A 23,303-nucleotide genomic window follows, 5' to 3' on the forward strand; every position below is an offset into this window, starting at 1 on the left:
TTTCAAACCAGGAATTAGGCCCTCCAGACACCTCCATGGATGGAGTTATAAGATCGGATGTAATTATAGTAATACACATATTATGCTATTCTGAATTTAAATAATATTTAACTATTTATACTTCATACACAGATTTTAGGGTGTCACAGATCAGGGGTGATACCATGAACACAATGACCAGGATAAGCATGTCTCTTCCAAGTAAACTTCTTGAGGAATTTGATGAGGTACTGAGGAACCGTGGTTACCAGTCAAGGTCCAAGGGTATAAGGGACGCCATAAAGGACTACATTGTCAGGTACAGGTGGATGAATGAGATGGAGGGTGAGAGGACAGGGATAGTCTCGGTGATCTACAACCACCACACAGGGGCAATGGAGGAAATAGCCGACATACAGCACCACTACAGGGAGTATATAGACGCTGTCATGAGGGTTCACCTCACAGAAAAACATCGCCTTGAGGTCCTCGTGGTGAGGGGTGATGTTGCAGAGATACGTGAACTCACAGAGAGGACGATGGGTCTACGGGGAGTTGAACACGTGCGACTCACCAGTGTCTCAGCTGAAGAGGAGGTGGAATATGAGAGGTGAATGGTTTAAGAGTTGGATAACTGCAGGGTTCTGAATTTGATTCTGACCTGAGTCACTTATCCTTTCAGGGAAATGCAGGGATGTTATGTAGGTTCAGAGCAGTGTTTCAGGGATTAGATCCGTATCTCCCCTCTTATCAAGTGCTCTATATTTAATCCTCCGGACCCTGAGTTTACAATAACTTCACCCATTCAACAGATTTTATATATGTTCATGAAAAATATTATAATCAAATAAATAATAAATGACATGAAAAAGGGAGAGCTACTGGAGTGTAAAAAGAGCATTTCAATCTTTCAGAAATTTGACACCTCAGTACAATGAAATCAGCAGTTTCATGGAATCTCCAGTTCCCTAAAAAATTAGAGGATGGGGGTGTGTATGAATGCCTGTTCCTGAGGAGGTAAGGGATATCTCTGCATGCTGCTGTACAGTTGGAATTTTGTTCCTCATGTGCCTGGCGATATCCCTCTTTCTCACCCTGCTCCTCACATGATGGAAAGGAGCACATCAGACCATCACTCTATCTCCACCCCACATAAAGTCCCTGAGGGTGTTAATAGGTTACCCCTGGCTGTTAAACCAAAGGAGACTATATCCTCAGGGTAGTATCCATCCTCAAATGCCCAATCTGTTGTTTTAAAGTAGGCGGTTTCTCCAGGTCTCAGAGTCTTCACTGTGGATGAATTGGTGAAGACCGGAGCCATTCCAAGGGCAATGACCTCCCCATATGAGTTATAGCCCTTGACCCATACATAGTCCAGTAGGAGTGTGGCCCTGTACCTGTTCTGGACCACCCCCTCCACCACGTAGCCTCCGCTGGGATCAACCAGCACTGTATAGTTGAGCACCTCTGCCTGAACATCCCCCATGTGGAGGTTGTAGAAATAGGATGACCCATCGCTGTAACCGATGATGAACATCAGGAGCCCCCATATTATGATGAAGGATACCACTATGCTTGCCTTTGTGAAGGTCCCCCTCCTTCTCCACCAGCGCATGAAAAAGTTTCCATTATTTTCTTCTTCACGGAAATCCTCAGCCATTCAGATCACCTTTCTATGCCCATCCGTAACCGGAACATTCTGTTTTAATCCCAATGATGATATCATCGGGGTCGTGACCATCCAGTATGGGTCCCTCCCCCCTGAACTTCACCTTCTCACCTGGCCTTATCTCCCCTGAAACGGTTATGAATGCGGGGACATACAGAACCATTTCTCCACTGGAATCAAAGCCCTTCACTTCCAGGCTCGGGTTGAGCAATATGGGTTTATCATAGTTGTTCTGGATTACCCCCTGGATCTCATATAATCCATCCTGGCCCTTCTGGATTGTGTAGTTTACAATGCTCACCTGGAATGAGTGTTTTTCGTATTCTATTGCTCCATCAAGACCCTTATCGTAACCATAGGAATAGGCGGCGGCTGACCAGATGATTACCCCAAGGACAATGATGGCTGCCCTTGTTAGTGGTCCCCTGCGGTTCCACCAGCCAGCAAACTTTCCAGTTTTCCTATCACTACCATTGGAATCCATCGACATTTAACCACCTTATAACTGAACAGTAATAGTATCGAATCATATAACTTAAATTTTTATATTTTTATTTCATCATTAAAACTTAACATGACAAATAAAAATCTGTGATTGGAGGACGGTGATGGTCCGTGGAAACCTGACCTGCGTAATAGTTCTCTATTACGAAGTTAATCCCTGGCCGGCACCTTATATATGATGTGATTCAGAATTATCAGTGGAACCATGATGGGCATTGACGACCAGAAAATTGAAAAACTTGTGGAACTTCTGGAAAAAAGGGATGAGGTCAGCATTGCATACCTCTTTGGCTCCACTGCAAGGGGGGATAAGGGACCCCTCGGGGACTTTGACATCGGTGTTCTCCTGAAGGAACCCCTGAAGGGATACGATGACCTCAATTTTCAGCTGGAACTCATAGATGAACTTGTATCCTCACTCCGAACAGACAGGGTGGACCTTGTCATAATGAACCGGGCGCCACTTTCCCTGAGTTACAGCATAATCAGGGATGGAATAGTCCTGAAGGACAGTGAGGAGGAGAGGGTGAGGTTCGAGGGACGTATCATGTCAGAGTACCTTGATAGAAGGTACCATAACGACAGGCACATCAGACTGGCGCTCAGGATGATGGCACGTGAGGGTTTGAAGTGAAGGATGAGGTACTATCAAAACTCGAGAAACTCCGGGAGTACCTGGGGATACTCAGGAATTACAGATCACATTCACTTGAGGACCTTAAAAAGGACGTCACCCTCAGGGGGGCAGTTGAAAGGTACCTTGAGGTTTCCATAGAGTACCGTCTCGAGAGATGATCATATCATGGGAGAGGGCGAGAAAACCTGAGACATACAGGGAAGTCATAGAGATACTTGGAGAAATAGGGGTTCTTCCAGGGGATTTTGCAGATAAATTTGCACCAGCAGCTGGTTTCAGGAACATACTGGTTCATATGTATGCGAATAGATGTTGAGAGGGTTTATCTCTACCTTCAACGGGACCTGGAGGATATAGAGAAGTTTGCTGTAATGGTTGCCAGGTATCTGGAGGGGACCGACTGATTAAGCATCCATTATTTGTTATCTGGAGGATCAGTTAACTGCTCTTCAAAATTATTTAACCATATTATGTTATGTATTTCCATCATTTAAAATTTTCAGCTTGCTTTTTTGAAAAAACCTTTAACCAGATTAAACCATAGTATATATATGCACATTCAATGTGCAGATAGCAGGAGATAGGTAAATGATGAAACATCTGTATTTAATAGCTGCCATTGCAGCGTTCCTCATTTTATCAGGAACCGCCTCTGCAGCTGACATCTATGTTAATGCGACTGGGGGGTCTGATGATAATGATGGGCTCTCATGGGCGGCTGCCAAGGCAACCATTGGAAACGCGACCCTCTCCGCGGCCTCAGGCGACTGGATCTGGCTTGCGGATGGTGAATACAGGGGTGTTGGTAACAGGGACGTAGTGATAGACAGGAACCTCACCATCACCGGACAGTCAACCACTGGCACAGTGATTGACTGCGAGGGCCTGGGCAGGGCCTTCAGCGTCCAGCAGGGTGTCAGTTTCACCCTCAGAAACCTCACAGTGAAGAGGGGAAACGAAAACCATGGTGGAGCCATCCTGAACCAGGGTAACCTAACTGTCGAGGGATGCAGGTTCCTTGAGAATATAGGATCCTATGGTGCTGTGATAACAAACAACGGCACATCCTCTGACCATGCTACTGCGAGGATTTCAAACAGCCACTTCGAAAACAATTCCAACACAGGAAACTTTGTAGGGGGTGCTCTTTGCAGTTTACAGTATACTTCAATGGTGGTGGAATCATGCACCTTCATCAACAACACAGTCACCAATAGTGGAGGGGCCATATACAGCACTTTAAGTGATCTCAAAGTAAGGGACAGTGTATTTACAAAAAATGGTGCAGGTGCAGGTGGTGCCATATACAGTGAGTCAGGAAATGCAGAGATCATAAACTGCACATTCTCAGGCAACACAGCATGGTATGGCGGCGGATTCCTTGCAGACAATGCCAATGCAACCGTTGAGGGATGCACCTTTGAGGAGAACATGGCATCAGCACACGGCGGCGCAATCAGAAACAACTACGGCAACCTCACAGTTAGAAGAAGCACATTCACAGATAACAGTGCAGGCTTCGCCGGTGGAGGTATAAGCAATGTCCGGGCCGCCCTGGCAAATATCACAGAGTCCACGTTCACAGGTAACGTTGCAGAGACCTGGAGTCAGGGATCAGCGGTACTCAGCTATTTCACCATTGCGCTGGTCAACTTCTGCCGCATCCTGAACAACCCTGGCGCCGATGTGTTCTGTGAGGACGGCCCGCAGGTGGATGCCAGATTCAACTGGTGGGGGTCCAACACACCGGACTTCACTGAACTCACAGCAGGTGACGTTGCTGCAACGCCATGGATCATCCTTTCACTGGTTGCAAATCCATCAACCGTTACGGTGGGGGGCACCTCCCTCATAAGGGCGGACCTTCTCCATGACAGTACCGGCACACTCCATGCAACCAGTGTACCATACACGGGTGTTGTGGGCTTCGAAACAACCTATGGTACAATCACCGATGCTCTGATGAGCGGTGGGGTTGCATCCTCAACCCTCAGGAACCTCAATGCACCGGGGGTTGCAGTGGTGTCCGCGGTTCTGGACAACCAGGTGGTTAACACCCAGGTAACCGTTAGACCAGCTCCACCAGCAACGGGTATAACCATCAACCAGCTTGTCGCAGCAGCCGTGAACGTCAGGAACCACTACCTGCGCTACCGTAAACTGCCAGCCTCTGTCACAATTGCATCAAAGAGGTACTCCATGGCCCAGTTCCTGGATTTACTTGCACGTGCAACTGTGCAGCTCAACTCAGGAAACCAGAACCCGTTAAGACCACGTGCTGTTGGTTACGCCGGTAGCACTGGCATCTGGAGGTCAGGTAAACTCTCAAGGCCAGCCTACGTGTCAGTGGCAGTAAGTATCAGGAACTTCATAAACAGCCAGGGAAGGGCACCCAGGTATGCCTCAACGGTTTACGGCAGGGTGAGCTTTGCGGGCCTCGTGTACAGATACAGTGAGGTCCTCAGGTTCTACGGTAACAGGGGGAGGCTTCCAAACTACCTGATAATCTAAAACCCAACCCCTTATTTTTTACTTTTTTTTGAATCTCCGTAGAGTTCTAACCTTCTGGTAATAAGTTAAACATGAACACTGTTTCATGGGAGTTCAGTGAAAATTTTTTATCCTATAATCATTATATATACCCAAGGGGGTTTACATGATAAAGATAACCACATGGCTCTTTCTGTTTCTTGTGGGGATAATGCTTATCCCTGGATGTGTAAGCGCAGCCGATATCTATGTCAACGCCACTGGGGGGTCCGATGATAATGATGGGCTCTCATGGGTGGCTGCCAAGGCAACCATTGGAAACGCGACCCTCTCTGCGGCTTCAGGTGATAGGATCTGGCTTGCGGATGGTGAATACAGGGGTGTTGGTAACAGGGATATGCTGATAGACAGGAACCTCACCATCACCGGCCAGTCAACCACCGGTACGGTGATTGATTGTGAAGCAATGGGCAGGGCCTTCAATGTGTCCTCCGGTGCTGTCCTGGTCCTCAGGAACCTCACATTGAGGAATGGCAGTGCATTTGAGGGCGGGGCGGTGATGAACCACGGCGAGCTCCAGGTGGAGAACTGTATCCTCACCTGCAACACCGCAGCCGGGGGCGGCGCCATCTACAGTGACGGTACAGTGAAACTGACTGAAAGCCACCTCATGGAGAACAGCGCAGAGGATGGTGGTGCAGTATACAGTAAGGGGGTCCTTGAGGTTACAGAATCAACCTTCAACGGTAATGAGGCCTCAGGGTGCGGGGGGTCCATATACAGCGCCCCATACTCATCCCTTAACATCAGGGACTCATCATTTGCACTTGGCCATGCAGGGACTGGTGGCGCGATTTACACCGGGGGAGATACAGTTATATGCGACTCCACCATTGCAATGAACACCGCAGACAGCCATGGCGGCGGGTTATATGTGTGGGCAGCAGACGCCACGGAAATCACGGTTACTGTGACCAACTCCATGTTCATGTACAACAATGCAAGCTATGGTGGGGGAATCTCAGGATTCAGAAACCCTGATGATTCATCACTGAATTTACAGGTTTCAGACTCAATCTTCAAGTCAAACCTTGCATATTACGGTGCCGGTATCCATGCAGAAAATGTTAACACCACAGTATCAGGGTGCACCTTTGAGGAGAACGTGGCATCAGCACACGGCGGCGGAATCAGGAACAACTACGGCAACCTCACCGTTAGCAGAAGCACATTCATAGATAACAGGGCAGCATACGCTGGTGGCGGTGTAAGTTCTTTCCTTGCGGTGCTTGCAAATATTACAGAGTCCACATTCACAGGTAACCTTGCAGAGACCTGGAGTCAGGGATCAGCGGTACTCAGCTACTTTACCATTGCGCTGGTCAACTTCTGCCGCATCCTGAATAACCCTGGCGCCGATGTGTTCTGTGAGGACGGCCCGCAGGTGGATGCCAGGTTCAACTGGTGGGGGTCCAACACACCGGACTTCACTGAACTCACAGCAGGTGACGTTGCTGCAGCACCATGGATGGTCCTCACATTAACCACAAATCCAGCGGCTGTTGCTGCCGGGGCCACCTCGGTCATAACAGCCGACCTGAGGCATGACAGTGCCGGGGGATACCATGACACATTCTTCGTCCCCTACACAGGTAATGTGGACTTCTCGGCCACCGCAGGGAGCATCGATGATGCTGTGATGTCCCATGGAACTGCATCCTCAACACTCACAGGTCTGGCAGCACCGGGTACAGTGACAGTGAACGGGGCCCTTGACGATGAAAGCGCCTCAGTGGATGTGGATGTCCTCAAGGTTCCATCAGCCATCACAGTGGAGGACACTGAAACTGTTGAGGGCGACGCATTCAATTTAAGGGCGCGTTTAATGGCACAGAACCCAATCCAAGGTAAGATCATCATTTTCAGAATAAATGGGGTTCAAATGGGGGGTTCAACCACCGGTTCAGATGGATGGGCAACCCTCAACCTTCCAGGCATATTCCCGCCGGGTCTCTACAATGTGACTGCAGAGTTCCAGGGTGATGAACTCCTCAATAACAGTTCATCCAGGGCAGACCTCAGGATCCTCAGGAAGGCTGCATTTGAACTCTCAAACCTCACCGTAGTTCCACTCTCAGGGGCAGCTCCCCTCAGGATCAGTGTCTCCGCCAGGGTCAGGAATACCGGTGAGGCCCCGGGCGATTACCGTGCAGAGCTCCTTGTGAATTCGGTGCCTGTCGCATCAATGGTGATTTCACTTGCCCCCGGCGAATCAGGGGATGTGAAGTTCAACTACACCATCATGAGGGATGGTATGTACCTGGTGACAGTGGGGGGCCTTTCTGCAAGGACGGTTACGGTTAAATCCCAGGGTTTGACTATTAAACAGATTGCAGCTGCCGCTCTGAGTGTGAGGAACCACTATGCACGCTACCGTAAACTACCGGCATCTGTAACAGTGGCCGGTAAGGCTTACAGCATGGCCCAGTTCCTGGATTTACTTACACGCGCCACGGTACAGCTCAGCTCAGGAAACCAGAATCCACTGAAACCACGTGCTGTTGGTTACCTTGGTAGCACAGGCACATGGAGGTCAGGTAAACTCTCAAGGTCGGCCTACGTGTCAGTGGCAGTAAGTATCAGGAACTTCATAAACAGCCAGGGAAGGGCACCCAGGTATGCCTCAACATCCTACGGACAGGTGAGCTTTGTTGGCCTTGTGTACGTATACAGCAGGGTACTGGCGTTCTACGGTACAAATGGTAGGTTACCGGGTGATATAACAATTTAAAACCCTTTATTTATTTTTTGTCTTCAATGATAAGCTCTTCATTTATTCTCAAGGGTCTCAAGGGTTTTTCTGATCTTTTCGGTGAATTCATGAAAATCCCTGAGGTGTTCCCTGAGGATCTGAATGTTATACGGTCATCTATCTTACCATACCTGGACCACGATGTTTCTGAATCCCCTCATTGCCTTTACTTTCCTGAAGGTTTCCTCGTCTATTATTCCGGCTCCAGGGAGGTTCTCAAGCACATCACCATCTGATCCGGGGACACCGAGTTTCAGGTCGGAGTTGAGGATGGAACATATGTCAAAGACATTTTCAACAGCAAACTCAAGCCTCCTGTACATCCCATCCCTTACAAGGCCAAGACCCTGGAACTCCTCAAAGGTTTCAGGAAGGTTATCATCTATAAGATTTACGCTTTCCTCAATCTCACTTATCTTCGTGAGTATGATGGCCTTTCTTATCATGATATTCACCTCATGGGGGCCATGCCGATGTAATCATAGAAGCGGTGTTTGAAGTCATCGAATTCCTTCACTGTCTCCCATGCAATGTCATGGAGGAACCTTTCACTGTCACAGTATATGACCTCACCCCTGAGTACCTGGACCCTCACATAGAGTGGGAGCTGCTGGAATATCTGGACATCGAATATTTCATCCACCTCACAGAGGACCCTCAGCCTGAAATCCGCTGCCTCATCAGGGGTTCCATCATAGTACACTGCAAGGTCTATATCAGACCACCCCTCCCCCCTGAGGGCTGAACCATAGAGTATTATGAACCTGACCCTCTCAGCGTCCTTGAAACTCCTGATCACACCGAGGATCTCATCAATGCGGGTTCTGATAGATTCGTCCATATGGTTACTATGATCCTCATATATCTTAAATTGCTGGTCATGTACTTTCACAGCCAGATAATGATAATAATGCTGCTGATTGAAATGATCAGATCCATGTTCAGAGGGCCAGTGAGGCAAATTGGGAACTCAAATCTACAATCCCGGAATATCGGTGAGGCTGTCGTGGCTGGACTCATGGTACCGGTCCCTGCTATGGTGAAGATAGGTGAATTCACAGGCAAGCTGTCTGGTGGAGACCAGGACGTGGAGCTATAGAATTGGGGAATAGGAATGTGACTGCTGTGAACAAGCTGTCTGGTGGAGCAGGACGTGGAGTCCATCTGGCGTGGGATGAGGGGTAAAGGATAAGTATCATCATGGCCAAGAGAATTACAGTGGTTTCCATGACAGAGGCAGATTTTAAGGATTTCTATGATGTGCTGGTTGAGAACCTTGAGTCCTCCAATGGGGAATACGCATCCTTCATAGACCATGGCCCGAAACTCTTCAAGCTCCTCACGGACTTTCTGGGCTATGAGCACCTCAAGAGCCAGCTCAAACTCAAAATAAGCGCGGCAATAGCCTACTATGTTGTACCCATGGATGTCATCCCCGAGACGGTCCATGGTGCCTACGGGTACATTGACGATATCTTCATAACAGCCTACGTCATAAGGATCCTGGCGGATGTCTATGGCTACGAGTTCCTCTCAGAGTACTGGGAGGGAGAGGAAGACCTTGAGGAGGTTGTTGAACTCTGCTATGAGAGGTCAAAGGAGGTTCTCAGGGAGAAGACAAGCGATGTGCTGGAATATGTGGGTTTGATCTGATCAGCTGTTTTCCCGGACTCTGTTCTCCCAGTTCATGGCCTCAAGGACCCCAAGGATGTCATCAACTGATTCCTTCTCTACAGTCAGTTCAATGAGTAGTTCAAAACACTCATTATTCCTCAGGATCATGCACTTCTTCATTGATGGTAGTAGGTCCCCCAGTTCATTCATGGTATCCATGAGACCGTTACCACTCACAAGTCCGTTCATCATGAGGTTGAGGCTTTCACCGGTGGGGTTTATGTAGATTATCTCCTTTCTGTGGGTAGTGTCCTCTGAGGGGATATGTTCTGATGTTATTTCTTGTTCTGTTGCTGTAACCGGGGTTTCTTCTGACTTCACAGTCAGTGTGTCCAGGGTTTCTTCAGCATCTGATCCATGGTACCTTAGGTAGAGCTCCTCAATTTCGGGATTGTGTTTAAGAATGAATCCTTCGGGGCTCTCCTCAAGGAGGTCATGCTCCTCGAGGGTCCAGATCCCGGCATCTAGGGTTCCGGGTTCATCAAAGTATTCGGCCAGGTCCTCCCTTCTGAAGGGCCCTTCACCAACGACCTCCATGATGTCCCTGAATATGTCCCATGCCAGTATCCGGTCATAGCATTCCCTGCACTCATCTCTTTTCCCATCAACTGTACTGTAGAAGCTGGATTTTTTGAGTTTTCTGCCGCATATTGGGCAGGTTCTGATCATATCTGATTCTGTAACAAGTTCCCCTTCACCATAGGCCTTGTGGAAGGCCTTGAGTTCCTCGTCCGGTTTAAGGGTGTAGGTTTCGAAGGCAGGGTTGCTCTCGATGAGGTCAAAGTCCTGCAGCAGCCAGATATGGCCGGTGATCATAAACCTCTCATCCTCATTTTCTATGATGTCGTCAACAGCGAATTCAACGCCTGGTTCAACAAGCTTTCTTATCTCAGCGAGGGCATCTGCAGCGCAGCGCCTTCTTGAGCATTCCCTGCACATGGGGGAGGTTTCATTGGATGAATTGAATTCTGTGGCGGGCTTCACCTCCCCGCACATTGAGCACTCCAGTTCACCCTCTTCAGGGGCGGCGGTGCTTTCGGTCTGTGCTGACTCATCCTGTACTGATCTGAGCCCTTTAAGCTCCACGTTCTCTATGATGAACTTCTGGACCTCCTCTTCGGGTTTTAACCTGCAGGTACCTGATTCCCCGTCCTGCTCAAGGAGGTTGAACTCTTCGAGTATCCAGATCATGGCTGTGAATTCTGTTCTCTCCACGTCATCCATCCCGGCTGTGTAAACGTCAACGTTAATCTCATCACCGGCTTTAAATGTTCTGAGGATTCTTTCAAGGGATTCAAGGGCATATAGTCTCCTTGAGCATTCCCTGCAGATCCCCTGGGACCTCTCAGTTTCGGTTTCAAGCTCTTTCTGGCAGCCAGAACAGAGTTCAAGGCCACTGACGGGTACTTTAGGTAATAAATCTTTTCGCTGATGGGATTCTACCGCTGGAGCTTCTTCATCTATTTTATCCGTTTCCTCTGCTTTGGTGTTGGGCACGGGTTCATTCTCCAGTATCCCCGTTTTTAGGGCTTTGGGGTTACCATCAGATCCGGCTTCCTGGGTCCATAGGTCATCATTCAGGTTTTCAGGGTGAGGTTCATCCCCGGTTGAATCATGAGATTCGTCCATGGATTCTTCAGGTGTCAGTGTGGCCCTGAGAAGTGATTCGGCTGCAGATTTGAAGCCCAGGTTGAGTTCCATGAAGTCATCGCATTTTTCAGATAACACGTAAAGGGTTCTGAAGCTGTTGAGGCCATGATTCTTTATGAACATCTCCCCTCCACCGGTGACATGCTTCTTTATGAATCCCTCCCTTAGGAGAATCCAGAATAGCAGGGAGCCGAGTTCCTCATCATCCTTAAAGTCATCGAAGTTGAAGGGTCCCCTTCCCTGAAGTGTTTCAATGGCCTTTAAGATTCGATATTTATCGTAGCATTCCCTGCAGACGCCCAGGTTCTCAGCGCCGCAGTTTTCACAGGATGAAGAAGATGATTCACTGCCGCAGGAGAGGCATAAAAGTTTATCTGATTCTCTACAGCAGAGGACGCAGTTATTCATATGGCATACTCCCCTCAATACAGTATAATTATAATGTTTTTACAGCTACTTAAATCATTAACATTTACAGGGTTATAAAAAAATTTATCTATCAATTTTTAGAAACATTCAAATGACTTTAATGCCGTAAAGGGGGTTTTTACATAATAAAACAGAAAAGGCTGGTCCCCATGGGTAAGTCCCGATACTGGCTTCACAGAATAGATGATGATGTCCTTGAAGATATATCTGAGAACCTCGTGATTGGCTCCGTGAGGAAGAGGGGTAAACTTATAAATGAAATCCGATCAGGTGACAGGATATTCTTCTTCAAGCCGATCCCCCTCAATGGTCGGAGGACACTCTCATTTGTTGCATACACCATGGTTGATGAGGTGTACAGCGACCCGAAAACCCTCTATGATTACTATGAATCCCCCAGGAAGCTGAAACTCAAGGGTATAAAATTCTTCAACCCCCCCATACCCTTAGTTAAATTCAAGGATAAACTCGTTTCCCTGGATTCTAAAAAATGGTCATCAGCAACGAAATCTGAGTACAGAAAGATAGATGAGGTCGATTTCAGGACCATAAGGTCCAGGGCAAAGTTCATAGAGAAATTCCCGGCCTACCTTGAGGAGGTATCCTTCAGCATGGATGAATTCATTCTGAACTCCATCATGGGCCTCCACAGCATGCTCAGAAAGGCCGATGGCCGGAAGCAGATGGAGATAAAATCCTTCATAAAACTCCTTGATGAATTCATCCAGTCCTATGGAATTAACAAGTCATATGATGAACTCGAGGAATTCTACTCAATCAACGCCTGGAGGACCGGTATAAAACACTACCCGTCACGGGATCCAGAGAGGATAGTAACACTCTACAACAGCAGAGGGGCTGGAAGAGACTTTGGATTGATATCCCTGGAATAGGAGGCTTAATATGAATGCAGAGAGTATCATAAATGCCCTTAAAAACGGCAACGTCCCCCCGGAGGGGGTGGGCGAGATATGCGTGGGGCGTGAGAGGGAACTGGAGGAGTTCGACAAGATATTCGGTAAGGTTAAGGAGGGGGCTGCGGTAACAAGGTTCCTCAACGGTGAATTCGGGTCGGGGAAGTCCTTCTTCCTGAAACTACTTGAGGAAAGGGCCCTTGCAGACAACTTCGCCGTCGCAAAGGTGACACTCAGCAGGAACGTCCCCTTCAACAAGTTCGAGGTAGTCTACAGGAGCATCGTTGCCGCGCTCCGCTGCAAGACAGGCACATCCCTTGAGCATATAATTGAAAAGTGGACCACACAGCTCCGCATGATGGCCCTAAGGGAAACCACGGACCCCTACCAGCAGGAGAGGATAGTGATAGACAACATAAACAATGACCTCAAGGAGGTCCGTAAACACGCCACAACCTTCGCTGCTGCAATAGAGAACTATTACAAGCTCTCTGCACGGGGTGACCAGGAGACAGCAAAGTATGCCATGGCCTGGCTCAGCGGTGAGAAGAACATACCCTACACCATAAAGAGGCAGTTCGGTGTCAAGGGTGACATTGACAGGGAAAACGCCTTCAAGTACCTTGAGGCCCTCTCCTCATTCCTCAGGGCACTGAAGTACTCAGGGCTCATAATACTCATAGATGAGGCAGAGCACATAATGACCCTACACACAAAGAAGCTGAGGGACACAGCCTACGACTACATGAGGTTCATATACGATGAGTGCAGCCTCGGCAGATTCCACAACACCCTCTTCATATTCGCAGGGACCCCAGAGTTCTTTGAGGACCCCAAGATGGGTGTACCATCCTACACCGCACTGAATGAGAGGATAGAGGACGTCCTCAACACGGAATTCAAGGACCTCAGGAAACCCATAATAAGGCTTGACGGCTTCAAGAAGGACAACCTCATGGAGCTGTCAGATCGCCTCATAACGATGCACGAGGAGGTCTACGAGTGGAAGGCAAAACCTGTCAGGGAGTCCCTTGAGGGTATAATAGCAAGGCATGAGGCCAACGCGGAACTCACAGGTTACATTTCACCGAGAAACTTTGTTAAATCATTCATAAGTGTCCTTGATGTTGTCCAGCAGAACCCTGAACTCCACAGCGAGGAGGAGATCCTTGACCTCTTTGAGGAGAAGGAGATGGAGTTTGAGGAGTTCGAGGACGAGGACTGGGTTTAGTGAGGGTGTAATCTGATGTCCTCCGAGTCACTCAACCCCCGCCTCAGGCACTTCCTCGCCAACAGACTGGGATGGAGGAGCCTGAGGGACGTGCAGAAATCCGCCATTGAAGCCATAGGGAGGGGGGAGGACACCCTCATAGTTGCACCCACAGCCTCTGGTAAGACCGAGGCCGCCATGATACCCGTCTTCAACTCCATACTCACAGAGGGTCTCCCACCGGTCAGCCTGCTCTATGTCTCACCCCTCAAGGCACTCATAAATGACATGCACAGCAGACTGGAGTACTGGGGCAACCACTTCAACCTTGAGGTCATGAAGTGGCACGGGGATGTCCCGCCGGACACCAAGCGGAGGTTCATCAGGAACCCCGCGGACATCCTCCTCATAACACCCGAGTCCCTTGAGGTCATCATGGTGAACAGGAGCCGGGATGAGAGGGAGAGGATCTTCAGAAACCTCCGCTACATCATAGTGGATGAGATCCACTACTTCATAGAGTCAGACAGGGGTGTCCAGCTGAACTCCCTCCTTGCAAGGCTTGAAAGGTACACCGCTGCGAGGCCCCAGAGGATAGGGCTCTCTGCGACGGTTGGAAACCCCGAAGACGTCCTTGAGTGGATGAGCCCCTCGGGTGTTGTTGTAAAGGAGAGCTCTGATAGGAGACTCCAGTACAGAATATTCTCTGGTGGAGAAGCGGGGGTCATTGATGTTTTAAGGAGGTTAACCGGCAGGAAGGTCCTCATCTTCGTCCCATCAAGGAGGGAGGCCGAGAGGTACTACAACATCATAAGAAGGTGCCTGGATGTGGACGTCTTCATACACCACTCCTCCCTGAACAGGGAGTCACGGGAGGAGGCAGAGGAGAAATTCAAATCCATCTCAGCGGCCTTCATGGTTAGCACCAGTACACTGGAACTGGGTATAGATGTGGGTGACATCGACGTGGTGGTACACCTGCGGAGCCCAACAACCGTGAACCAGTTCCTCCAGAGGACCGGGCGGAGCGGCAGGAGGAGCGGCAACCAGAGGACCATCATATTCCATGAGGGTGAGGTGCTCCTCGCCCTCTCGGTTGTCTCACTGGCACTTTCAGGTAAACTTGAGATGCTCAGGATACCTGGAAGGCCCCTTGACATATACTTCCACCAGATCCTGAGCTCGGTGTTTGAGATTGAAAAACCGGGGCCCGCCGAGATATACAGGGGCCTGGGGAGGGCCCATGTATTCTCTGATATAAATCAAGGGGACTTCAGGCACCTCCTTGAATTCATGGGTGAGAGTGACTTTATAAGGAAGCACGGGACCTACCTCTACCATGGCTTCAACTTTGAGAAGGTCTTCGGTAAGATGAACTTCCTGGAGTTCTACTCTGTATTCTACCCAACCTATGAGTTCACTGTTAAGCACGGCACAAAGACCATAGGAACCCTTGACGCATTCTTCGCTGTAAAATACCTTGAGGAGGGTAGGGGCTTCGTGCTTGGCGGTGAAAACTGGATTGTGAGGGAGATAGACCATGAAAAATTCATCGTTAAGGTTAAGCCATGCTCAAGGAAGGCGAATATACCTGACTGGAGTGGTGGCGGCGCCCCTGTGAGCTTTGAGGTTGCAAGGCACGCCTATGACATCCTCCTTGGAAACTTCAACCGGGACATCCTCAGGTGGCTAGATGACGCATCAAGGGAGAGGGTCCTATCTGAGATGGCAAGGGCCTCTGCCGCAGGTTTAACCAGGGATGTTATCCCTGTGAGTGTCGGGTCGGATGTGGAGATCCACACCTTCGGAGGGGAGAGGGTTAACGGCCTCATCTCCGATATATTCAGGATGGAGCATGATGCATACCGTGTCAGGGATGATGCCTTCGCGGCGCGCTTCAGGGCAAAGGTCGACTACGATGACGTGGTATCTACTCTGAATGAGATCCCATCCATCATCTCTGAGGATGACTTCCCCCTCAGGCTCCATGACAGGCTTGACAGGATGGTTAAGAACAAGTTCATAGAGCACCTCCCTGAGGATGTGGCGGCCCATATAAAGTACAGCCTCCTCTACAGGCCGGATGAGCTCATGGGGCTGCTTGAGGCCAGCAGACCTGTTGAGGTGGAGGGCTTCAGGATTCAGGTTTTTCATGGTTCTAAGAAATAGACATTCATGTTCTTTTTCTGGAATTCATGAGCTTCATGAATTCTGGATATGTGAGCTCAGCCTGTTTAAGAATTGATTTCAGGGTTCCGGGGGCGATTTCATCATGAAGAGGTATGATCACAATGAGTTTCTTCCCATTTTCATCTATCTTTTTGAGTTTCACATGACTACCCTTTCCTCCAGAATACGTAAATCCCTCTTTCTGGAGGATCTTACAGAGCTTCACTCCTGACAGTTTTCCTTTTTTGCCAGCCATCTATCTTAACGCTCACATGTTCCTCTTTTTCAGGTACAGTGTAACTGCTTATAAGGTCCTGATACATTTCAAGAACATCCTCGTCGCTAAGGAAGAGTTCAAGCGCCTCCTGGATGTTCTCAAGAGCAATTTCTTTGCTGCTGCCCTGACTGGCTATGTTGAAGGGCTCACATATCGCCACGAACAGGTTTCCCTCTTTTTCAATCTTTACTGGAAGCTCAAGTTTAACTGAGGCCATCCCATCTCACCTGCAGTTCACAGATAACTATTTCTGCATTATTTGATATGAATTGATGGCTTAATATATATTTATGTTGCAGCTGCAACAGTTGCCATGACAACATTTATATGGTGCCATCCAGATAACTTCAGCATCAGAACATTGAGGATGAAGTGATGATCGACAGTGACATACCATTCAGGGGGCTCCTATCAATCATACTCAGAAGCCACCGCGTATTTGTGGCAAGGGAGTTATCCAGCCTGAAACTCACAGACGCACAGGTGGCCTGCCTCTTCAGGATCCACAGGCAACCAGGGGTTACCCAGGATGAACTCTCCTGGTTCTTCCAGGTGGACAAGGGAACCATAGCCAGGATCACAAGGCGCCTGGAGGAGCGGGGACTCATCATGAGAAAACAGGACCCCCAGAACAGGAGGAGGTACATGCTTAGCCTCACAGCTCAGGGGGAGGAACTCATACCCCTCATAATGGAGGTTGAGGACAGGTGGACGGACCTCCTCTTTGAGAACCTCACAGATGAGGAGAGGGATACTCTAATGGAAATGTGCAGGAGACTCGCAGAGGATGCAATGAAGATAAGGGGCGTGGAAGATGACAGAGGGCGTTAAGATAATGAGGGGGGACCCGAGGAGGGCCCTCCTGAAACTCTCAGGGCCGATGATAATCGCGATGCTGCTCACATCCATCTACAACCTGGTGGACGCCATCTGGGTGGCTGGTCTCGGTGGCGAGGCACTGGCAGCCATAGGGTTCGTGACACCCCTCTACATGGTACTCGTGGGGCTATCCAATGGCCTCGGGGCCGGGGCGGCATCATCGGTCTCAAGGTACCTTGGTGCAGGTGACCCCGAGGGCGTCAACAACAGCGCAACCCACACGGTTATAATAACAGCTGCTGTTTCAGTTATCATCACGGTGATCCTTGAACTCCTCCTCGGAGATATACTCCTCTCCCTGGGGGCAGGGGATGCCCTCAAACCAGCCTTCCAGTACGGTAGCGTGGTATTCGCGGGTACCATATTCACACTCTTCACAGGGGCCGCCTACGGGATACTCAGATCCGAGGGTGATGCAAAGAGGCCAATGTATGCCATGGGAATCTCAGCGGTCCTCAACATGGTCCTTGACCCCCTCCTCATATACACTGCAGGGTGGGGTATAGCTGGGGCGGCCTGGGCAACGGTGATATCCCAGCTTGTGGTCTCACTCATTGTAATCTACTGGTTCATGGGGGGAGGGACCTACACCTCCATCGGGATGAAGCACTTCAGACCCGACCGTGGGGTTGCACTCTCAATACTCTCTGTGACTGTACCTGCAAGTGCAGAGTTCTTTGTCATGTCCCTGGTAACAGCGGTACTCAACGGGATACTTACGAAAGTGGGGGGTACCAGTGCAGTTGCAGTGTACTCGGCCGGGTGGAGGATAGTCATGATGGCCATCGTCCCGGTGATATCGGTTGCAACTGCCCTTGTGAGCGTCTCGGGGGTTGCCTATGGTTCAAGGAACTTCAGAAACCTTGAGGTGGTCCATGGTTACTCCATAAGGCTGGGACTTGTAATAGCCGCTGCCACTGCACTTCTCACATTCGTACTTGCCCCCTGGATCTCATGGGTATTCTCCTACTCCCAGGCATCTGCGGACCTGGCACCAAGGATAACCTGGTTCCTGAGGGTCATCTGCCTCTTCTACCTCTTCCTACCACCGGGTATAATGTCAGGTTCCATCTTCCAGGGGGCAGGGAGGGGACTCACATCCCTCACACTCTCGGTTATAAGGCAGGTCCTCCTGGTTGCGGTATTCGCCTACCTCCTTGGTGTGATCCTGGGATTCGGTGAGGTTGGAGTCTGGTGGGGTGTGGTTGCAGGTGACATCGGGGGAAGCCTCATAGCCTACCTCTGGGCAAGGCTCTTTATAGGGAGGCTCAGGAGGTACGGGGACTGATTCCCCCTTTATGAACCCATCATGGTGCTCATGGAGTCTGGCATCCAGCCTCTTCTAGGGCTGCGGCCCCTTGGAGTGGTGGGCCCTGATTTTCCCGAAGGTCCTCTCGTATTCCTCAACCTGCTCCATGAGCCACACTGCAAGTTCCTTCGCTGTTTCCGGTGACATCCTCACCTCATTCTCCACGACCCGGCAGGCACTGATCTTCGAGATTTCTGTTTCCTCGTCCCTGGGGAATAACTCCTCAGAGAAGAGGAGGACGCGGAATTCATTTGATGAAAACCCCCCAAGGGCACCTGTTATGTAGATGGTATTGAGTTCTGAGGATATCACAATGGGGACTTCAACCACATTTCCCACCCTGGCCGCTTGATGAGATGGTCAGTGTGTGTTTTCCTGACTCATTAAGGCTGTAATGTGCAGGGGACGTTCTTCCGGCAGTTGTCTCCATGGGTTCTTCATTCATTTTCCCGGTAATCTCATCGATTTTCCTGATATACTCCTCACTTTCAAGGATTGCAAGGCACACGGCCCTCCTATCATCCATCTTCAGTCTGTAGGCTGCAGCCTTTCCCTCCCTCTTTTCAAGTAATCCAATCTCCATGAGTTCATTCACATGGTTGTAGACGGTCTTTTCGGTCGCGTCAATCATCCTTGCGATCTCCGGGACCTTCAGGTAGTGGCCCCAGTTTTCCAGGAGCTCCTCAAGTATGGATACTCTGTTTGTATCCCCGAATATTTCCCTGAGCACACAGGTCACTGAAAATCACCTTCAGTAATTTATTTTCAATTTATCATTCACTACACATATATCACGGAATTTATGTATAAATTTATCTAAATTTATTTCATTTACTGAAACCAATATTCAGAACACATACGATAATATATATACATATTGAATTATGATAACAGTCCTCATGGATGAGGTTGAGCTGATTATAGATTCAATGGATCCTGCTGAAAGGGAGGTCATGACCGTTGTGGGCCGTATAGGTGGATCCGCCAACAAGAACTTCACAAGACAGACAATCAGGAAGAAGCTGAGGGATGATACACTTCCTGAGGCCGATAGGGCAATTGATTCACTGAGGAGAAAGGGTCTTATAAGGTATTACAGAAAACCAGACAATTTTGCAACTACAAAGCTCGGATTTCTGGTTGCAAGGAAACTCAAAGAAGAATTTCAGAGGCGAAACTTTCCGGATATGCGTATTCTGCTGCTATTCTAATTAAATTGTTATTTTATGGATTTCAGTATGGACTTTTAGCCCTCAAAAAAATGAATGTTTAGGGGAGGACCCTATTCACTGATGGGTGAACCTCTCCCCATCTTCTTCCTTATGTAGACCGCCAGGAGGCCCCCCACGAATGCTGCAAGCACCAGTGAAATGACCATGAGTATCCCTGATATGAGCTGAAGGTAGTCTGCTGGTGCGTATGTGGGCTCAGATGCCAGTCCCATGGGCGCTGCTGCACCTGTCATGTCCCCGCCGGTGTCAGGGAATATCTGTGATATGGCCATGAGGGCCATCATGCCACCGGTGGTTGTTGCCATTAGACCAAGCACACCGACGGCGAGATAGATGAGTACCAGGAACCCTGAGTTCACCAGGGATTCACTGTAGGTTTCAGCACCCAGACCCGCAACGAAGGATTCCACAAGGAGGAAGACGAAGGCCACAATGAATACGAAGAATATTGGCTCCACAGATCCACCCATGAGGGCACCGCCAAGGATTACCGCGGTGAGTGTCCCGGCAACTGCACCCACAAGTATACCAAATACCGAGCTTAAAACATTCAGCTTACTGTTCAGCCACTTCAACAGTGGTTCACCATTTCTATTCACATTGAGTCTCAAATTTACCACCATAAACACTTAATAATTACATTCATGTTTTTTGCTTCATAAAAACCTTTCCGGTTCAGGGAAAACTACTAATAATAAATCAACATATCTGAATTTACTGATGTGTAACCGGTGATGTCATGGAAAGTGAAGAGATGGGAATATTCGAAAGGTACCTCACAGTCTGGGTGATACTCTGCATAATCACAGGGGTTGGGATCGGACAGTTCATACCAGCCTTCCCGACCCTCCTCAACAGGTTACAGTACGCCCAGGTATCCCTCCCTGTGGCGGTGCTGATATGGCTCATGATATACCCCATGATGCTCAGGATAGACTTCTCAAGTATAATAAGGGCCACCAGGGAAATCAGGGGGCTTGCCGTTACCTGCGGGACCAACTGGCTCATAAAACCATTCACCATGTACATCGTGGCATCATTCTTCCTCCTCGGAGTTTTCTCAAATCTGATACCACCTGAACTCGGGAGGGAATACCTTGCAGGCGCGGTACTCCTTGGGGCAGCACCATGCACGGCAATGGTATTCGTCTGGAGCAGCCTCACACGGGGTGACCCGGCCTACACACTGGTGCAGGTGGCGGTGAACGACATAATACTCCTCTTCGCCTACGCCCCCATAGTGGCATTCCTCCTAGGAATCGGTAACATCCAGGTACCCTACGATACCCTCATACTCTCGGTGGTGCTCTTTGTGGTGGTACCTCTACTTGCAGGCTACCTCACAAGGAGGAGGCTCATCACCTCAAGGGGGCCAGAGTACTTCCAGGAGTTCCTGGGTAAATTCGAGAACATAACGGTCATGGGACTCCTCCTCACCCTAATCATAATATTCTCATTCCAGGGGAGGGTCATAATTGAGAACCCCCTCCACATTGCCCTGATCGCGGTGCCCCTCATACTGCAGACCTTCCTGATCTTCACGGTTGCCTACCTCTGGGCCCGCATCTGGAGGCTGAGGCATGCGGTGGCTGCACCGGCAGCCCTCATAGGTGCAAGCAACTTCTTTGAACTTGCAGTTGCGGTGGCAATATCACTCTTCGGCCTCCAGTCAGGGGCGGCCCTCGCCACGGTGGTGGGGGTCCTTGTGGAGGTCCCGGTGATGCTTGCACTTGTGAGGATAGCCAACGCAACACGGGACAGGTTCCCGGCCTGAAAAATTAATTTTTTTGATGTAAAGTAGCCCATTTCTTAGAGGATGTGTTTCATATCCTCTCGGGTCTGAGTCCCTTCCTTTTGAGGTAAGTGTTCCACCTTAAGGCAATGCTGCGGTAGTAGCTGTCCCCTGTTGCCTTCCAGACCCTGTTTGCAAGCTGTACATGGAGCCGGTGGTAGCCCTCACTGGTGAGCCACGCCGGTTTGTAGTATGGGCCGCTCAAAGCATAATACGTCCACCTGCCGCTGTCAAACCTCCAGTTCATCTTCCTGAACGTTGATACGCCTGCCCTGAACAGCCAGTGTGCCCTTGTGTTCCCTGTTTGGGTGTATGCGTTGTGGAGTCCCAGTGTGCAGATCAGGTGGGCGTTGAGGATGTAGTGCTGCCTCAGGAAGTTGTAGTGCAGGTAGAAGTAACCGTAACGTGTATATTTCATGAGACCTGTTGGGGCCTGGAAACTGTTTATCAGTGAATCTGAGATGTCCAGGTACTCCCTGTTACCTGTGAGTCTGTATGCCCGGGCATAGTGGCCTGCGAGGTTTCCCTGGGCGAAACTGTCAAGCCACCCAGGCGCCGAGCCAGAGTATTCGAAGTACATGGGGAATACCGCGAAGCGCATACCCTGGTATGTTCTGAAGCTCACCATGAGTTTCTGCTCATCGAGTACCTCAAGGAATCTGGTCTGGTTGCTTGCACCTGCAAGGTTTGATGCTATGACAGGGTACGGGTTCCAGCCCTTATATTTGTAGTACATGAAGGGCAGGCTGCTCTCATAGTCTGATGGGAAGTTCCTGTAGTATGAGGTGGTGTTGCCGAATACGATTGCCGTGTAACTCTTTGCCGGCGGCAGGCTCCTTGAGAAGTAGGCGTTATTTGCCTGTATGGTTTTGATTTCAACTATCTTCTCATCACTCCTGAGGGGCCTCTTACTCTTGATGCCTGAGAAGACTTTAACGGCGTAACCTGCATCTACGTATGCCTGGTAGTACCTCCTATCACCTGTTGAGGTGTAGCGTGTATAGAGGTGGTTCCTTATTTGCGTGTTATTTTTAACCGCCCCCTTGAGGAGGGAGAGGGACGCCCTCCTAAGTGAGGTGCACCACCGGGTCAAGAACAACCTCCAGATCATAGTGAGCCTCCTGAACATCCAGGCAATGAATGCAGATGAGGATACCCGCCAGGTCCTGATGGATGCCCAGAGCCGGGTGAGGGCGATGGCAATCATCCATGAGACCCTCTATGACAGTGGCGACTTCTCAGGTGTTCTCATGTCCTACTTCATAACCAGGCTGATTGAGAGGCTGATAAGCGCCCATTCGGTCTACGGGGTGGACTTTGAGGTGGATGCCGATGTGAGGCTGAACCTTGAGACCGCAATACCCCTGGCCTGTTCATCAATGAGGCCGTCACCAACTCCATAAGGCATGCGTTCCCTGATGGTAGGGGCATGATACGTGTAAGTATTGATCCAGGTGATGTGATGCACCTCACAGTTGAGGATGATGGTAGGGGTATGGGTGAGGTCCCTGAGGGTACAGTGGGTTTATCCCTCATGAGGGCCCTTGCTGATCAGCTTGACGGGGAATTTGAGATAATCTCTGATAATGGGACTGTGGTATCACTGAGGTTCAGGGAGCTTGAGTATGCCCGTAGAATCTAGCCCCTGGGGTTCATGGAACCTGATAATCAGCTGAT

The 23,303-nt window shown here is 49.6% G+C and carries 28 protein-coding genes; 17 read left to right on the forward strand and 11 right to left on the reverse strand.

All coding sequences use genetic code 11. From position 1 onward, the window contains the following. Nucleotides 1-173: 173 nt before the first annotated feature. The gene (gene nikR, locus OXN82_RS02645; protein WP_321212140.1) at nt 174-593 is read left to right on the forward strand and encodes a nickel-responsive transcriptional regulator NikR; all 420 of its coding nucleotides are present in this window, start codon (nt 174-176) and stop codon (nt 591-593) included. Nucleotides 594-1,111: 518 nt separating this feature from the next. Here the strand turns inward: nikR and OXN82_RS02650 are convergent. Together OXN82_RS02650 and OXN82_RS02655 are read right to left on the reverse strand one after the other, a co-directional pair. Beyond that, nucleotides 1,112-1,639 carry a hypothetical protein gene (locus tag OXN82_RS02650; protein WP_013295554.1) on the reverse strand — a complete coding sequence of 176 codons (528 nt, stop codon included), beginning with the start codon at nt 1,637-1,639 and terminating at the stop codon, nt 1,112-1,114. Between the two features lie 13 nt (nt 1,640-1,652). Further along, nucleotides 1,653-2,138 carry a hypothetical protein gene (locus OXN82_RS02655; RefSeq protein ID WP_321211831.1) on the reverse strand — a complete coding sequence of 162 codons (486 nt, stop codon included), beginning with the start codon at nt 2,136-2,138 and terminating at the stop codon, nt 1,653-1,655. 219 nt (nt 2,139-2,357) lie between these two features. Between OXN82_RS02655 and mntA the strand changes: the two genes are divergently transcribed. From mntA to OXN82_RS02680, 5 genes are all read left to right on the forward strand, one after another. Next, the gene (gene mntA / locus OXN82_RS02660) at nt 2,358-2,786 is read left to right on the forward strand and encodes a type VII toxin-antitoxin system MntA family adenylyltransferase antitoxin (RefSeq protein WP_321211832.1); all 429 of its coding nucleotides are present in this window, start codon (nt 2,358-2,360) and stop codon (nt 2,784-2,786) included. After that, nucleotides 2,783-2,947, forward strand: a complete 165-nt coding sequence (locus OXN82_RS02665; protein WP_321211833.1) for a hypothetical protein — start codon at nt 2,783-2,785, stop codon at nt 2,945-2,947. The genes mntA and OXN82_RS02665 overlap by 4 nt, the downstream gene beginning before the upstream one ends. After that, entirely contained in the window at nt 2,944-3,105 is a 162-nt protein-coding gene (locus OXN82_RS02670) for a DUF86 domain-containing protein (RefSeq protein WP_321211834.1), read from the forward strand. Before OXN82_RS02665 ends, OXN82_RS02670 begins: the two co-directional genes overlap by 4 nt. 275 nt (nt 3,106-3,380) lie before the next feature. Then, complete coding sequence (locus OXN82_RS02675) at nt 3,381-5,300, forward strand: hypothetical protein (protein WP_321211835.1); 1,920 nt, start codon at nt 3,381-3,383, stop codon at nt 5,298-5,300. 145 nt (nt 5,301-5,445) lie between these two features. Next, the gene (locus OXN82_RS02680; protein WP_321211836.1) at nt 5,446-8,070 is read left to right on the forward strand and encodes a pseudomurein-binding repeat-containing protein; all 2,625 of its coding nucleotides are present in this window, start codon (nt 5,446-5,448) and stop codon (nt 8,068-8,070) included. 143 nt (nt 8,071-8,213) lie between these two features. Here OXN82_RS02680 and hepT read toward each other — a convergent pair whose 3' ends face one another. After that, nucleotides 8,214-8,537, reverse strand: coding sequence for a type VII toxin-antitoxin system HepT family RNase toxin (gene hepT / locus OXN82_RS02685; protein ID WP_321211837.1), 324 nt, complete (start codon nt 8,535-8,537; stop codon nt 8,214-8,216). Nucleotides 8,538-8,542: 5 nt separating this feature from the next. Next, nucleotides 8,543-8,932, reverse strand: a complete 390-nt coding sequence (locus OXN82_RS02690; protein ID WP_321211838.1) for a nucleotidyltransferase domain-containing protein — start codon at nt 8,930-8,932, stop codon at nt 8,543-8,545. Here OXN82_RS02690 and OXN82_RS02695 point away from each other — a divergent pair, their 5' ends adjacent. Both OXN82_RS02695 and OXN82_RS02700 read left to right on the forward strand, forming a co-directional pair. Next, nucleotides 8,933-9,190 (forward strand): hypothetical protein, encoded by a 258-nt coding sequence (locus OXN82_RS02695; protein ID WP_321211839.1) that lies wholly within the window; start codon nt 8,933-8,935, stop codon nt 9,188-9,190. 101 nt (nt 9,191-9,291) lie between these two features. Beyond that, complete coding sequence (locus tag OXN82_RS02700) at nt 9,292-9,744, forward strand: YkvA family protein (protein ID WP_321211840.1); 453 nt, start codon at nt 9,292-9,294, stop codon at nt 9,742-9,744. On the opposite strand, the gene OXN82_RS02705 is transcribed toward OXN82_RS02700, so the two are convergent. Then, on the reverse strand, nt 9,745-11,823 hold the full coding sequence (locus OXN82_RS02705) for a hypothetical protein (protein WP_321211841.1): 2,079 nt from the start codon (nt 11,821-11,823) through the stop codon (nt 9,745-9,747). Nucleotides 11,824-11,993: 170 nt separating this feature from the next. On the opposite strand from OXN82_RS02705, the gene OXN82_RS02710 reads away from it, so the two are divergent. The 3 genes from OXN82_RS02710 to OXN82_RS02720 are packed head-to-tail and all read left to right on the forward strand — an operon-like array spanning nt 11,994 to nt 16,137. After that, nucleotides 11,994-12,737 (forward strand): EVE domain-containing protein, encoded by a 744-nt coding sequence (locus OXN82_RS02710; protein WP_321211842.1) that lies wholly within the window; start codon nt 11,994-11,996, stop codon nt 12,735-12,737. Between the two features lie 10 nt (nt 12,738-12,747). Further along, on the forward strand, nt 12,748-13,989 hold the full coding sequence (locus OXN82_RS02715) for a BREX system ATP-binding domain-containing protein (RefSeq protein ID WP_321211843.1): 1,242 nt from the start codon (nt 12,748-12,750) through the stop codon (nt 13,987-13,989). A 15-nt stretch (nt 13,990-14,004) separates the two neighbouring features. Further along, nucleotides 14,005-16,137 (forward strand): DEAD/DEAH box helicase, encoded by a 2,133-nt coding sequence (locus OXN82_RS02720; protein WP_321211844.1) that lies wholly within the window; start codon nt 14,005-14,007, stop codon nt 16,135-16,137. 4 nt (nt 16,138-16,141) lie between these two features. Here OXN82_RS02720 and OXN82_RS02725 read toward each other — a convergent pair whose 3' ends face one another. Then, nucleotides 16,142-16,300, reverse strand: a complete 159-nt coding sequence (locus OXN82_RS02725) for a type II toxin-antitoxin system HicA family toxin (RefSeq protein ID WP_300478112.1) — start codon at nt 16,298-16,300, stop codon at nt 16,142-16,144. 49 nt (nt 16,301-16,349) lie between these two features. After that, complete coding sequence (locus OXN82_RS02730; protein WP_321211845.1) at nt 16,350-16,631, reverse strand: type II toxin-antitoxin system HicB family antitoxin; 282 nt, start codon at nt 16,629-16,631, stop codon at nt 16,350-16,352. Between the two features lie 158 nt (nt 16,632-16,789). Between OXN82_RS02730 and OXN82_RS02735 the strand changes: the two genes are divergently transcribed. Beyond that, nucleotides 16,790-17,245, forward strand: a complete 456-nt coding sequence (locus tag OXN82_RS02735) for a MarR family transcriptional regulator (protein WP_321211846.1) — start codon at nt 16,790-16,792, stop codon at nt 17,243-17,245. Next, the gene (locus OXN82_RS02740; RefSeq protein ID WP_321211847.1) at nt 17,229-18,581 is read left to right on the forward strand and encodes an MATE family efflux transporter; all 1,353 of its coding nucleotides are present in this window, start codon (nt 17,229-17,231) and stop codon (nt 18,579-18,581) included. The genes OXN82_RS02735 and OXN82_RS02740 overlap by 17 nt, the downstream gene beginning before the upstream one ends. 54 nt (nt 18,582-18,635) lie before the next feature. Here OXN82_RS02740 and OXN82_RS02745 read toward each other — a convergent pair whose 3' ends face one another. Both OXN82_RS02745 and OXN82_RS02750 read right to left on the reverse strand, forming a co-directional pair. Then, entirely contained in the window at nt 18,636-18,932 is a 297-nt protein-coding gene (locus OXN82_RS02745; RefSeq protein WP_048175222.1) for a DUF3467 domain-containing protein, read from the reverse strand. Beyond that, entirely contained in the window at nt 18,925-19,341 is a 417-nt protein-coding gene (locus OXN82_RS02750; RefSeq protein ID WP_048175223.1) for a winged helix-turn-helix domain-containing protein, read from the reverse strand. Before OXN82_RS02750 ends, OXN82_RS02745 begins: the two co-directional genes overlap by 8 nt. Nucleotides 19,342-19,501: 160 nt before the next feature. On the opposite strand from OXN82_RS02750, the gene OXN82_RS02755 reads away from it, so the two are divergent. Continuing rightward, nucleotides 19,502-19,813 carry a hypothetical protein gene (locus OXN82_RS02755; protein WP_321211848.1) on the forward strand — a complete coding sequence of 104 codons (312 nt, stop codon included), beginning with the start codon at nt 19,502-19,504 and terminating at the stop codon, nt 19,811-19,813. Nucleotides 19,814-19,884: 71 nt separating this feature from the next. Here OXN82_RS02755 and OXN82_RS02760 read toward each other — a convergent pair whose 3' ends face one another. Next, nucleotides 19,885-20,409, reverse strand: coding sequence for a hypothetical protein (locus OXN82_RS02760; protein WP_321211849.1), 525 nt, complete (start codon nt 20,407-20,409; stop codon nt 19,885-19,887). A gap of 164 nt (nt 20,410-20,573) precedes the next feature. Between OXN82_RS02760 and arsB the strand changes: the two genes are divergently transcribed. Next, complete coding sequence (arsB, locus tag OXN82_RS02765; RefSeq protein ID WP_321211850.1) at nt 20,574-21,608, forward strand: ACR3 family arsenite efflux transporter; 1,035 nt, start codon at nt 20,574-20,576, stop codon at nt 21,606-21,608. Nucleotides 21,609-21,657: 49 nt separating this feature from the next. On the opposite strand, the gene OXN82_RS02770 is transcribed toward arsB, so the two are convergent. Next, a complete protein-coding gene (locus tag OXN82_RS02770; RefSeq protein WP_321211851.1) occupies nt 21,658-22,719 on the reverse strand; it encodes a D-glucuronyl C5-epimerase family protein in 1,062 nt (353 codons plus the stop codon). On the opposite strand from OXN82_RS02770, the gene OXN82_RS02775 reads away from it, so the two are divergent. Beyond that, nucleotides 22,670-23,029 (forward strand): sensor histidine kinase, encoded by a 360-nt coding sequence (locus OXN82_RS02775; protein WP_321211852.1) that lies wholly within the window; start codon nt 22,670-22,672, stop codon nt 23,027-23,029. The genes OXN82_RS02770 and OXN82_RS02775 overlap by 50 nt on opposite strands. A 26-nt stretch (nt 23,030-23,055) precedes the next feature. Then, complete coding sequence (locus tag OXN82_RS02780) at nt 23,056-23,268, forward strand: ATP-binding protein (RefSeq protein WP_321211853.1); 213 nt, start codon at nt 23,056-23,058, stop codon at nt 23,266-23,268. Nucleotides 23,269-23,303: the final 35 nt, after the last annotated feature.

The organism is Methanothermobacter sp. DP (assembly GCF_026692625.1).
Taxonomy (GTDB): domain Archaea; phylum Methanobacteriota; class Methanobacteria; order Methanobacteriales; family Methanothermobacteraceae; genus Methanothermobacter; species Methanothermobacter marburgensis.